Source organism: Rhodococcus sp. BP22, assembly GCF_014281965.1.
Lineage (GTDB): Bacteria > Actinomycetota > Actinomycetes > Mycobacteriales > Mycobacteriaceae > Rhodococcoides.
The window spans coordinates 552060-564539 of record NZ_JACFTB010000001.1 but is presented as its reverse complement, the minus strand read 5'-3'; the positions used below and the strand labels follow the sequence as shown (position 1 = coordinate 564539).

Genomic DNA, 12480 nt, shown 5'->3' with positions numbered 1-12480 from the left:
GAAAAAGGTACCGCAGAATGGGAGCGGAGATTGACGCCTCTGTCTCCGCTCTCACCGCTATACGTGTTCGGCCGTGGATCCACCCAGTGGAATGGCGGGCAGGCCGAGCTTGCGGTGATCCCATGAGCGTGTGCGGTCGACGACGACCCTGACTGCAATCCGTTTCTTCATCATCTGCTCCACCATCGGACGCACCTGTTCCGAATACGGCCCGGTGTAGCGTTCCCACACACTTATGCCCACTGCAGAGATCGACTCAGGGTCGTCGAGTATCTCCGCTGTCCCTTCGAAGGAGACGCCGCGGAGAGTGTCATAGGTGTTGCCGTCCTCGACGAGCACCGTTATCCGCGAGTCACGACGAATGTTGACGGCCTTCTGAGACTTCGCCTTGGTCTCGAACCAGACCTCGCCGTCGATGACGCCGTACCACATTGCTACGAGGTGAGGCTGTCCATCGGCTCCGATGGTGGCGAGAGTCGCAACTCGACTTCTGTCGATGAACGTCGCGATTTCGAGGTCGGTCATTGTTATCTGCGCGCGCTGATTGGTTCCCACGCTCATTGCTTATCAGAGAACAGGGCATCGAGGATCGTAGATTCCGAATCTGTTCGTGTCAGAGTCGTTTGTGTATCGCCTCGGCAGCAGCGAGCAGATCTGCGGCCCAACGCGCACCGGGTCTACGGCCGATTCGGTCGATGGGCCCTGAGACCGATACAGCGGCGATGACATTTCCTGCCACATCTCGAACCGGAGCTGCGACGCTGGCGACTCCTGGCTCACGTTCCCCGGCACTCTGAGCCCAACCCCGCCTGCGGACTTCGATCAGCACACGTTCCCCGAATTCTGCATCCGGCAGAACGGTGCGTTGGGTCTGTGGATCGGCCCAAGCGAGTAGAACTTTCGCGCCGGAGCCTGCTGACATGGGAAGGCGGGCACCGACGAGAACCGTATCGCGCAGACCTGTCGGCGGTTCCATCGAGGCGACGCAGACCCGTACGGTGCCCTCGCGCCGGTAGATTTGCACGCTCTCGCCCGTGATCTCGCGCAACCGCGGAAGGACGGATGCTGCTGCGTCGAGCAATGTGTCGGTGGCAGTGGCCGCAAGTTCGGCCAGGCCCGGCCCGGGCCTGAAGAGCCCGTGAGCGTCACGCGCAACGAGCCGGTGGACTTCGAGACCGACGGCCAGGCGATGTGCGGTGGCGCGGGGGAGCCCGGTTCTTATGCAGAGATCACTGAGCGTGCAGGGTTCCGCGGCAACCGCATGGAGAACCCCCATTGCTTTGTCCAGAACGCCGATGCCGCTATGCTGTCTCATAGACCGATACTAGCGTCTCGCATCGTGGGAATGCACATTGTGGAATGTGCTCGTTCGCGGCGGGAGATACGTAATGTCGGTGCGATAGCGCGACGTGGGCCAGCCCGTAGTCCACCGGCGCGACACACATCAGGAAAAGGTTGGTGGCATTGATGGCCGGCACAGCACGCACTCTGGCAGAGAAGGTATGGGATCAGCACGTCGTCGTTCGAGGCGGTGGCGAAGGGGGCTCCAGGGAACCCGATCTCATCTTCATCGATCTCCACCTCGTTCACGAGGTGACGAGTCCGCAAGCGTTCGACGGTCTTCGCCTGGCCAACCGCCCGCTGCGTCGACCGGATCTCACCATTGCAACCGAGGATCACAACGTCCCGACGGCCGATATCTTTGCGCCGATCGCGGATCTCGTCTCGCGTACTCAGGTCGACACTCTTCGTAGGAACTGTGAAGAATTCGGAGTTCGCCTGTACCCCATGGGCGATCTCGATCAAGGAATTGTGCACATCATCGGACCTCAACTCGGTCTGACGCAGCCGGGTATGACAGTTGTCTGCGGAGACAGTCACACCTCTACCCACGGTGCATTCGGGGCGATCGCGATGGGAATCGGAACCAGCGAGGTCGAGCATGTGATGGCCACTCAGACTCTGTCGTTGAGGCCGTTCAAGACGATGGCCATAACCGTGGACGGTGAATTGGCGCCCGGGGTGACGAGTAAGGATTTGATTCTGGCCGTCATCGCCAAGATCGGGACGGGTGGCGGGCAGGGATACATACTCGAATACCGCGGCGAAGCCATTCGAAAGCTTTCGATGGAAGCTCGAATGACCATCTGCAACATGTCGATCGAGGCAGGTGCGCGTGCCGGGATGATCGCACCCGACGAGATCACGTACGAGTACATCAAAGGCCGGCCGCATGCCCCACAGGGAAGCGACTGGGACGCCGCTGTTTCGGCGTGGGAGGAACTCGCAACGGACGCGGACGCAGTCTTCGACAACGAAGTTCACATCGATGCTTCCAGTCTCACTCCGTTCGTCACGTGGGGTACGAACCCCGGTCAGGGTGCGCCACTGGCAGATCGGGTGCCGAACCCGGCCGACATGACCGACGAGGGACAAAAGCTCTCGGCCGAGAAGGCGTTGGCGTACATGGGTCTCGAAGCGGGGACGCCACTTCGAGAGGTGTCGATCGACACAGTGTTCGTCGGTTCGTGCACGAATGGACGAATCGAAGACCTGCGTGCCGTCGCGGGAGTCCTGGAAGGGCGGACGGTGGCGAAGGGGGTGCGCATGCTCGTGGTGCCCGGATCGATGCGGGTTCGCGCGCAGGCCGAAAAGGAAGGTCTCGGCGACATCTTCACTGCCGCAGGAGCCGAGTGGCGCCAAGCGGGATGCTCGATGTGCCTGGGAATGAACCCCGATCAATTGGCTGTAGGTGAGCGATCGGCGTCGACATCCAATCGAAATTTCGAGGGTCGGCAAGGCAAAGGCAGCCGTACGCACCTTGTCTCGCCATTGGTCGCGGCTGCCACCGCGGTCAGAGGGACGCTGTCGTCCCCGGCCGATCTTGATTAGTTCTTTCGCTCAAGCCGCCTGATCGTTCGTCAAACGTAGGAGATTTTTCGATGGAAGCCTTTATCCGCCACCAAGGAATCGGCGTGCCTCTGCGCCGTTCGAACGTCGACACCGACCAGATCATTCCTGCGGAGTACCTGAAGCGGGTGACGCGCACCGGTTTCGAAGACGGACTCTTCGCTGCATGGCGTAACGATCCAGAATTCATTCTCAATGTGAGCCCTTATGACCGAGGTTCGGTCCTGGTTGCCGGCCCCGACTTCGGAACTGGATCTTCCCGCGAGCATGCAGTGTGGGCGCTATCGGACTTCGGATTTCGGGTCGTCATCGCATCTCGTTTCGCCGACATCTTTCGTGGGAACGCTGGAAAGGCGGGGCTTCTCGCGGCAGAAGTCGAGCAGAGCGACGTCGAATTGATCTGGAAAGTCCTCGAAGAACAGCCCGGTCTGGAAATTCTTGTCGATCTCGAATCGAAGACCATAACGGCCGGAACCTTGGTGGTGCGCTTTGCCATTGACGACTACACGAGATGGCGTCTGCTGGAAGGTCTGGATGACATCGGACTGACATTACGCCAGGTAGAGGCTATCTCCGAGTACGAAAAGTCAAGGCCTTCATGGAAACCTGCGACGCTTCCGGCCCGTATCGAAGAACCTCTGGAAGGGTGACGGGGGAGGGTTCCGACACGCTTTGCGGCCCTGCCACATTGCGCGACACCTGATGAGAAATGGCGTGGCGCATAGACTCTTGACGACTTGGGGTTTACCGTTGTAGTAGTCGGTCCGACGATGGACCACAATATTGCGGAGGAATTCCATGAACAAGGCAGAGCTGATTGACGCCCTGACCGAGAAGTTGGGGTCGGATAGGCGGAGCGCCACAGAGGCTGTCGAGAACATCGTCGACACCATCGTGCGTGCGGTCCATCGCGGCGAGAGCGTAACCATCACTGGTTTCGGCGTCTTCGAGCAGCGTCGTCGTGCGGCGCGTGTCGCCCGCAACCCGCGCACCGGTGAGACGGTTCGCGTAAAGCCGACCAATGTCCCCGCATTCCGTCCGGGCGCTCAGTTCAAGGCAGTGATTGCCGGCGGACAGAAACTTCCCGCAACCGGACCCGCAGTAAAGCGTGGATCCGCTTCGGCGCCAGTCAAGAAGACTGCCGCAGCGAAGAAGACGGCCGCCAAGAAGGCCGCAGTCAAGACCACGGCACGCAAGACCACTGCCGCGGCCAAGAAGGCAGCACCGGTCAAGACCGTCGCAAAGAAGACAGCGCCAGCCAAGACCGTCGCGAAGAAGGCAGCTCCCGCCAAGACGGCGGCACGTAAGACAGTGGCAAAGAAGGCTCCCGCGAAGGCGCCGGCCAAGAAGGCCACGACCACTGCTGCAGCGAAGAAGGCTCCGGCCAAGACTGCAGCGAAGAAGGCTACGACCACTGCTGCTGCGAAGAAGGCTCCGGCCAAGACTGCAGCGAAGAAGACCGCGGCAAAGAAGGCGCCGGCAAAGCGCGCAGCTCGCAAGTAGTTCTCGATTCGGTAATCGACGAACGGACAGAAAACAGGGCCCAGGCAGACATTGCCTGGGCCCTGTTTTCGTGTGTGAAGATCTACTGGTTCAGTCCCCGGCCGGAATCACCGGCAATGGACTAGCAAGGTGGTCTGCCGCAATCAACCGACCGCCGTGGAGTGAGAGTACCCAGACGCTGCCCTTGCGGTTCCGGTTCGGCGGGAGTTTCACGCCGTCCTCATCGGCCCACGACTGCAACAGATCCGGGATGACTTTCCCCTGGCTGCAAATCGCTCGGACACCACCAGCCGACGCGATCGCACGTGCACGCTCGCGCGCGCCCGCGGGATCCTCCCAGTAGCCCTCCTCGGAGAGCAGCGGCTCCAAGGTGATGTCTTCGCCGAGCCGATCGGCCAAAGGTTGCACTGTTTGAACGCAACGGCGCCTGTCGGCGGAGTGGACGCTGTCGGCTCCGAATGCCAAGAGCTGAGCCACCAGTGCGTCGGCCTGAGATTGTCCGACCTTGTCCAGCGGTCGCAACGTGTCGTCGCCTTTGTATCGTGAACGTCGCCCGGCGCGCCCATGTCTGACGAGAAGGACAGTGTCGGTATCGGGCGGCTTTTCGAGAAATCTACGGAGAACCTTCCGATCCATCGGGTACGACAACTGCTCCGATGCCTCGATCGGTGAGACCCAGCGGAGCTCGTCCACTTCGGCGTTCGGCTCGAACTTGCCGTCGTACGCTTCTGCCGTCCAGTAATCGACCTTCTTTATCCGTCTATGCCCAGGAACGGGATACGTGACCTTGGACAGGTAACGCCCCAAGCGTGCGGCGAACCCTGTCTCCTCCTCGACTTCTCGAACGGCCGCGACCACCGCGGTCTCTCCTGGATCGATCTTTCCTTTCGGAAAAGACCAGTCGTCGTATTTCGGCCGGTGAACCAGGGCGACGCTGATCTCCCCATCCACGCCCTGAGATTTCTGCCACAGAACAGCCCCGGCTGCAAAGATGTTGGCAGGAAGCGGCGTGTTGTGGCTTGCCATTACGAAGCCTGGTTTCGACGACTACGCATCAATTCCTGTTGGTGTTCACGGACCTTCTCGCCATGGGCTGGGGACGCTGCCCAGCCGCCGTCCGCTCTCAGCTCCCAGCAACGAGTCGTTGGATCCAGGGCAGACTCGAAAATTTCGTCCAGCTGATGGGTGAGGCGTGGATCCTTCACCTGTGCCATGACTTCGACGCGACGATCGAGATTTCGGTGCATCATGTCTGCGCTTCCGATCCAGAACTCATCGGCACCACGAAAATTCAGTACGCGCGAGTGCTCGAGGAATCTACCGAGAATGGAACGTACTTCGATGTTCTCACTCAGACCGGGTACGCCCGGCTTCAGTGCGCAGATTCCGCGTACGACGACCTGAACCGAGACACCCGCCGCTGATGCGCGATAGAGCGCATCGATGACTTGCTCGTCGACGAGAGCGTTGGCCTTGAGCCGAATTCCCGCCTCGCCGCCCGCCAGCTTGCGCTCGATCTCACCTTCGATACGTTCCACGATGCCCCGGCGCACCCCGTAGGGAGCAACGAGGAGGTTGCGATAACTGGTCTTTCGCGAGTACCCCGTCAAAGAGTTGAACAGATCCGTGAGATCGGCGCCGATCTCGGGCGAGGAGGTCAGCAAGCCCACGTCCTCGTAGATTCGAGCGGTCTTAGGGTTGTAGTTTCCGGTTCCGATGTGGCAGTACCGTCTGATCACAGAGCCTTCGCGGCGAACCACCAAGCACGTCTTGCAGTGCGTTTTCAGTCCGACGAGCCCATACACGACATGGACCCCTGCCTTTTCGAGCTTGCGTGCCCATTCGATGTTGGCTTGCTCGTCGAATCGCGCCTTGATCTCCACGAGTGCCACCACCTGCTTGCCCGCGCCTGCCGCATCGACGAGAGCGTTGACGATGGGGGAGTCACCGGATGTTCGATACAGAGTCTGCTTGATGGCGAGAACCTGGGGGTCGGCCGCAGCCTGCTCGATGAAGCGCTGGATGCTGGTGGAGAAAGAATCGTATGGGTGATGTACCAATACGTCCCCGTCGCGAAGGGTGGAGAAGACACTTTTGGGTGTTTCACGTTCCCCGAACGCTGGATGCGTCGCCGGGACGAAAGGCGCATCCTTGAGGTTCGGCCGGTCCACGCCGTACACCTGCCACAGGCACGAGAGGTCGAGCAAGCCTGGAACCTGAATCACGTCACCGGGGTCGACGTCCAGTTCTCGCAGCAGCAATTCGAGCATGTGCTCGGTCATGTCGTCTGCGATCTCGAGTCGAACGGGAGAGCCGAATCTGCGACGCGCGAGTTCGCGCTCCAGTGCTTGGAGGAGATCCTCGTCCCGATCTTCCTCTACCTCGAAGTCGGCGTTGCGAGTGATACGGAAGGCGTGGCTTTCCACCACGTCCATACCAGGGAACAGCACATCGAGATGTGCGGAGATCACTTCCTCCATCGACAGAAACGCATCGATGCGATGGCTGCCGTCGCCGCGTCGGACTCGAACGAAACGATCGACATTGTCCGGTACCTTGACGCGCGCGAAGTGCTCACCCGAAGTGGCGTAATCCTTCACTGTCACAGCAAGATTGAGGCTCAACCCGCTGATGTAGGGGAACGGGTGAGCTGGGTCGACGGCGAGCGGGGTGAGGACTGGAAACACTTGTTCGTGGAAATATCCGGACAGACGCTCCCTCTCATCCGCGTCGAGGTCGGACCAGCGGATGATCGCAATGCCCTCGGAAGTGAGTTCCGGGAGTATGGCGTCGAGGAGGACGCGAGCATGGCGGTGCGCGAGTTCTTGGGTTCGCTCACCGATGAGAGCCAATTGTTCGCGCGGTGTGAGACCGTCCGCGGAGCGGACCGACAACCCTGTCTCGTCGCGCCGCTTCAAGCCTGCCACCCGCACCATGTAGAACTCGTCCAAATTGGACGCGAAGATGGCAAGGAACTTCGCTCGCTCCAGAAGCGGGAGTGATGAATCCTCCGCGAGCGCCAAGACGCGGGAGTTGAAGTCGAGCCAGCTCAATTCCCGGTTCAGATAACGGTTCTCGGGTAGTGCGTCCGCGGCGTCCAGCGAATCCAGCGCAGTAGTCGCCGGAAGCGATGTGGGATTTCCTGGCGTCGGGTTCGTCGGCGGTGCACTCGACTGCACGGTGTCGGTACTGCCGGCGGACTCTGACGATCCGGCGGCGGCGGCGGGTCCTTCACTGTTGCTCACCGTCCGATCATCCCCCATTCGGGTGGACTGCGAAACTCGGATCGGTGAATTGTCCGGGTCGACTTCGTCGGCGGTACGTCACCAGCCGAGCGAGTGCAGCACTTTCGCCGTTGCGCGACCCACACCCAGTTCGAAGGCAAGCCGCACGTCGGTGATCGTATCGACGTCCAGACGCAGTCCTGGCCAGTGGCCGTCGAGGTCGAGCGCACCGGAATCTTGATGACGTTGTGCTGATGCTGGGCCGAACAGTGGGTCGAAATGACCTGAAGTGCCCTTCAGTATCAACGCCGCTGTGCCGGTTCCATGATGGTCGCTGACTATGGAGCGGCCGTTCGGTCGAGCACGTGCATACGCCTGCGCCAATTCCTCGCTGCGCAGGGCGGGCAAATCGGCTTGGAGTGCGACGATGTCGAGTCCATCCTGCGCTCGGATCGCCGATGCAGCAGTGGAGAACGCAGAGTTGAGCCGTGTGGACGAGTCCTCGGAAGGATTGCTCGACGGCTCCCGCGCAACACGCGCACCCATGCTCTCGGCAATCTCTGCAACGGCGGGATCCGGAGTCACCACCGTGATCCCGACGACCGAGTCGACGGCCCGAGCGGCCTCCGCCGTATCGCGAAGCATCGCCACGACGAGGCGTGCGCGATCGGCAGCGGTGAACGAGTTGGCCAACCGAGACTTGGCGGTAACCAGGTCCCTGACGGCAATCACCACGTGCGCTCTTCCCATGACGGTCCATTCTGTCAGCGACTCGAGTATCAGTGGAGTTCGGCCTCGGCAACGCCTCGGACAGATACTGTGGTCCGGCGTGGTCCACATGATTTCTTGGCGATCAAAGAAGGTGGCGTTCGATGACCAAAGCAGCGGTACTCGGTTCTGGATCGTGGGGAACCGCATTCGCGAAGGTACTCGCGGACGCAGGCACCGACGTCACGATGTGGGCCAGACGTCCGGAGTTGGCCGAGTCGATCAACGATAGTCACGAGAACACGGACTATCTTGCGGGAATCACATTGCCATCCTCGATCTCGGCGACGAGTGATCCAGGCCGTGCACTGGACGGTGCGGACATCGTCGTTCTCGCCGTACCGTCACAGTCGCTTCGGGACAATCTCGCCGTGTGGACCGACTCGATTCCAGCCGGCGCAACCTTGCTCAGCCTTGCCAAGGGGATCGAGACCGGGACATTGCTACGCATGAGTCAAGTCATCAGTCAGGTGACCGGAGCCGATCCGAGCCGAATCGCAGCGTTGTCCGGCCCGAATCTCGCTCGGCCGATCGCCGAGGGACAGCCTGCTGCCACTGTTATTGCATGCTCGGACTCCAGACGTGCTCTCGAGGTTCAAAAGTCTTGTGCAACAGGATATTTCCGGCCATACACTAATTCGGACGTCATCGGGGTCGAAATCGGTGGTGCGTGCAAGAATGTGATCGCGTTGGCGTGCGGCATGGCAAGCGGAGTCGGGTACGGCGAGAACACCCTCGCCTCGATCATGACTCGCGGTCTCGCCGAGATCATCAGGCTCGGCTCGGCGCTCGGTGCGAACCCCGCCACCCTTGCAGGTTTGGCCGGTGTCGGTGATCTGGTGGCGACCTGTTCGTCGTCGCTGTCACGAAATCGATCCTTCGGGGAACGGCTGGGCGTCGGTGGGTCGATGGAAAGTGCCCAGGCGGCAGCGCACGGTCAGGTCGCCGAAGGCGTCAAGTCCTGCACCTCGGTGCGGGCCCTGGCGGAGAGTTACGACGTCGAGATGCCGCTGACCGACGCGGTGCACCGCGTGTGCCACAGCGGACTGTCGGTCCCTGATGCAGTGGGTCATCTGCTCGGCCGTCGGATCAAGCCCGAGTAGCGTCGACGGGCCACGTCGAGGCCCCTCTTCGGGGTGACGGTACGGTTTCGCCGTGAGCAATCCTCGTACCAGAGTCGCCCTGATCTTCGGTGGTCGGAGCAACGAGCACGCCGTTTCCTGCGTATCCGCAGGTAGCGTGCTCGACAACATCGACCGTGAACGATACGACGTGATTCCCATCGGTATCACCACCGATGGTGCATGGGTTCTCGGTGCCACCGACGTCGACGAACTTGCCATCCACGGACGGTCCCTGCCGTCGGTGGACAAGAACGGTACGGCTCTGGCGTTGACAGCGGACCCAACCCGGCGCGGCGCCATCATCGGTCTGGGTGAAGAGGACGCAGGAAAGATTTTGGCGTCGGTGGACGTCGTGTTTCCCATTCTGCACGGCCCGTACGGCGAGGACGGCACGCTACAGGGACTCCTCGAACTCGCGACCATTCCCTACGTCGGGCCCGGAGTATTCGCCAGCGCCGCAGGCATGGACAAGGAGTTCACCAAGAAGCTACTGGCAGCGGAGGGGCTGCCGGTCGGCAAGCAGATCGTACTCAGGCGAGGCGCCGACGCACTGACGGTCGACCAACAGGAGTCGCTGGGCCTTCCTGCGTTCGTCAAGCCGGCGCGTGGGGGATCGTCGATCGGTATCACGAGAATCGTCGCATGGGACCAGCTTCCGGCTGCGGTGGCAGAGGCCCGCCGACATGATCCGAAGGTGATCGTGGAAGCGGCAATTCACGGACGTGAAGTCGAGTGCGGAGTCCTCGAGTTTCCGGATGGATCCATCCGAGCAAGCGTCGTGGCGGAGATCAGAATGCCCGACGCCCTAGCCGACGATCACACGTTCTACGACTTCGACAGCAAATACCTGGACAACGTGTGTGAATTCGACGTTCCGGCACTTCTGACCGAGGACATCAGTGCATCCATCCGCGCTGCGGCAGTCGACGCATTCCGTGCCTTGGACTGCCAAGGTCTGGCTCGCGTCGACTTCTTCGTCACAGATGACGGACCGGTGATCAACGAGATCAACACCATGCCGGGATTCACCTCGATTTCGATGTTCCCGAAGATGTGGAATGCGACCGGCGTCGAGTACGGAACGTTGATCGACACCCTCATCCAGACCGCACTCGCGCGCGGCACCGGGTTGAGATAAGTCGGTTACCTACCGGAGTGGGGCCGGATCGAGAGGTGTCTGCGCGAGTGAGTTCGAAATCGCAGTCGAGGCATCTTGCAGCGGCGTGGGTCCGGACCCGTTCGGCACGGTCAGCGCCACGTACACCGGGCGATCTACTGCGAACCATGTACTCGCCTCGATGCCCGAGTCGGCGCCGGAGACTTCGAACCACTGAACTCCGTTGATCACCTGTAAAGGCGCTGCGACATCGAATCCGTCGGGGCGGTTCAGGCCGCACCGCAAGACCACGGGCTCGGATGTGTCGTCGTCGAGCGCCCATGCTCGGGTTGCCGGCGGTGCCGGATCGGCGAGTTCGACGGTCTCATAGTCGCCGAGTGATGCTGGTAAGGCATCGACGAGTGCGCTGCAGTCGGCACTGACTGCAGCAGGAGCGTCGACCGGACCAAGGGCCTCGGGTGCCCGCGTCGAGGTTCCGGATATCGATACCGCAGCCACGATGAACCCGACCAATACGGCAACGGGAAGTGCGATCGCGGTCGCGACTACCGCGGGATGGCGTTTGTCGGGCTCGGGGGTGGATTCGGGCGCGTGATCGTCGGTATTCATCGTCCTCGGTGTCATCAGGAGTCGTTGTCGGACATTCGACAGCTCAGCCTACGGGTGATCGGCCGGTCCTAAATCCGCCACCGTGATACCGAGGTAGTGTCGCGGTGGTTTCTTGCGCGCGTCGAAAGTAATCAGGCCTCTGCTCGGCCGCAGCTGAAAGGTACCGCAGAGGTCGGCGGCAAGCCTGCCGCAACAGATTCGTAGGAGGAAGATCATCGACGACGAAGATCGTGTCGAAGTCCGGAAGCGAACCGTTGCGGAGATCGGCGAATTCGCGGTTATCGACCGCGCCACTCGCGGGCGCGTGCAGACCACCGACTCGATCCTGGGTCCGGGCGACGACGCTGCCGTTGTCGCCGCACCGGACGGCAGGGTCGTCGTGACCACGGATATGTTGGTGCAGGGCAGGCACTTTCGTCTGGACTGGTCCAGCCCGATCGATATCGGTCGGAAGGCAATCGCACAGAACGGTGCGGACATCGCTGCGATGGGAGCGCGGTGCACCGGATTTCTTGTTGCTCTGGGGTGTCCGGCCGACACGTCCATCGACGTCACAGATGGCGTGACCGAAGGGCTGTGGCGGGAGGCGAGCCGAGCAGGCGCCGGAATCGTCGGTGGTGACCTCGTGCAGAGTGACAGCTTGGTGATTTCGATCACGGCGCTCGGTGACCTCGGCGGCAGATCGCCGATTCTGCAGTCCGGGGCGGAACCGGGCGACGTCGTTGCCGTCAGCGGACGGTTGGGGTGGTCGGCAGGCGGTCTCGCTGTGCTTCTCGCGGGATCGGCGCGGCATCGCAGCCTCGTGGAATTCCATCGCGCTCCGCAACCCGACTATCTTCAGGGGATCTCCGCCGCGGTCAGTGGTGCGACATCTTTGACCGATGTGTCCGACGGGTTGCTCGCCGATCTCGGCCATATCGCCCGCGCATCCTCGGTCGCCATCGATATCCACAGCGAATCGATCACCCTGGACGAGGAGATTGTCGACGCCGCACACGATCTCGGTTCGTCCGCGCTCGACTGGGCTCTCACCGGAGGCGAAGATCACTCGTTCGCAGGCACCTTCCCGGCGGATGCCTCGCTCCCCGACGGGTGGATTCGGATCGGTTGGGTCCGCGAGGGTGCCGGGGTCACCGTCGACGGTCGGAAGTTCTCGGGCGGGAACGGGTGGTCGAGTTTCTCGACCTGACAGTCGAGTCGACTCCCGCCACCGTCGGCGCCTTCA

12 protein-coding genes are annotated in these 12480 nt (G+C 61.6%); 6 read left to right on the top strand and 6 right to left on the bottom strand.

What is annotated here, in order from left to right; translation table 11 throughout:
* Positions 1-57: 57 nt before the first annotated feature.
* Together H2510_RS02625 and H2510_RS02620 are read right to left on the bottom strand one after the other, a co-directional pair.
* On the bottom strand, positions 58-555 hold the full coding sequence (locus H2510_RS02625) for a PPOX class F420-dependent oxidoreductase (protein ID WP_186627124.1): 498 nt from the start codon (positions 553-555) through the stop codon (positions 58-60).
* Between the two features lie 58 nt (positions 556-613).
* Positions 614-1315, bottom strand: a complete 702-nt coding sequence (locus tag H2510_RS02620) for an IclR family transcriptional regulator (protein ID WP_186626796.1) — start codon at positions 1313-1315, stop codon at positions 614-616.
* A gap of 152 nt (positions 1316-1467) precedes the next feature.
* Here H2510_RS02620 and leuC point away from each other — a divergent pair, with 152 nt between their 5' ends.
* The 3 genes from leuC (at position 1468) to H2510_RS02605 (ending at position 4413) form a co-directional block, all read left to right on the top strand.
* Positions 1468-2892, top strand: coding sequence for a 3-isopropylmalate dehydratase large subunit (gene leuC, locus H2510_RS02615; RefSeq protein ID WP_186626795.1), 1425 nt, complete (start codon positions 1468-1470; stop codon positions 2890-2892).
* A gap of 50 nt (positions 2893-2942) precedes the next feature.
* The gene (leuD, locus tag H2510_RS02610) at positions 2943-3560 is read left to right on the top strand and encodes a 3-isopropylmalate dehydratase small subunit (protein WP_084348563.1); all 618 of its coding nucleotides are present in this window, start codon (positions 2943-2945) and stop codon (positions 3558-3560) included.
* A gap of 148 nt (positions 3561-3708) precedes the next feature.
* On the top strand, positions 3709-4413 hold the full coding sequence (locus tag H2510_RS02605) for an HU family DNA-binding protein (RefSeq protein WP_186626794.1): 705 nt from the start codon (positions 3709-3711) through the stop codon (positions 4411-4413).
* 90 nt (positions 4414-4503) lie between these two features.
* Here the strand turns inward: H2510_RS02605 and H2510_RS02600 are convergent, their stop codons facing one another.
* Genes H2510_RS02600 through cofC form a run of 3 tightly spaced genes read right to left on the bottom strand, consistent with a single transcriptional unit; the run spans position 4504 to position 8387 of the window.
* On the bottom strand, positions 4504-5439 hold the full coding sequence (locus H2510_RS02600) for a bifunctional NUDIX hydrolase/histidine phosphatase family protein (protein WP_186626793.1): 936 nt from the start codon (positions 5437-5439) through the stop codon (positions 4504-4506).
* Positions 5439-7676, bottom strand: a complete 2238-nt coding sequence (locus tag H2510_RS02595) for an RNA degradosome polyphosphate kinase (RefSeq protein WP_222438150.1) — start codon at positions 7674-7676, stop codon at positions 5439-5441. The genes H2510_RS02600 and H2510_RS02595 overlap by 1 nt, the downstream gene beginning before the upstream one ends.
* Positions 7677-7736: 60 nt before the next feature.
* Positions 7737-8387 carry a 2-phospho-L-lactate guanylyltransferase gene (gene cofC, locus H2510_RS02590; protein WP_186626791.1) on the bottom strand — a complete coding sequence of 217 codons (651 nt, stop codon included), beginning with the start codon at positions 8385-8387 and terminating at the stop codon, positions 7737-7739.
* A gap of 122 nt (positions 8388-8509) precedes the next feature.
* Here cofC and H2510_RS02585 point away from each other — a divergent pair, with 122 nt between their 5' ends.
* Entirely contained in the window at positions 8510-9508 is a 999-nt protein-coding gene (locus tag H2510_RS02585; RefSeq protein WP_088944507.1) for an NAD(P)H-dependent glycerol-3-phosphate dehydrogenase, read from the top strand.
* A 52-nt stretch (positions 9509-9560) separates the two neighbouring features.
* Positions 9561-10667 carry a D-alanine--D-alanine ligase family protein gene (locus tag H2510_RS02580; protein ID WP_186626790.1) on the top strand — a complete coding sequence of 369 codons (1107 nt, stop codon included), beginning with the start codon at positions 9561-9563 and terminating at the stop codon, positions 10665-10667.
* 9 nt (positions 10668-10676) lie between these two features.
* On the opposite strand, the gene H2510_RS02575 is transcribed toward H2510_RS02580, so the two are convergent.
* Positions 10677-11270, bottom strand: coding sequence for a DUF3515 domain-containing protein (locus tag H2510_RS02575; RefSeq protein ID WP_186626789.1), 594 nt, complete (start codon positions 11268-11270; stop codon positions 10677-10679).
* A 196-nt stretch (positions 11271-11466) separates the two neighbouring features.
* On the opposite strand from H2510_RS02575, the gene H2510_RS02570 reads away from it, so the two are divergent.
* Entirely contained in the window at positions 11467-12444 is a 978-nt protein-coding gene (locus tag H2510_RS02570) for a thiamine-phosphate kinase (RefSeq protein ID WP_186627122.1), read from the top strand.
* Positions 12445-12480 lie beyond the last annotated feature (36 nt).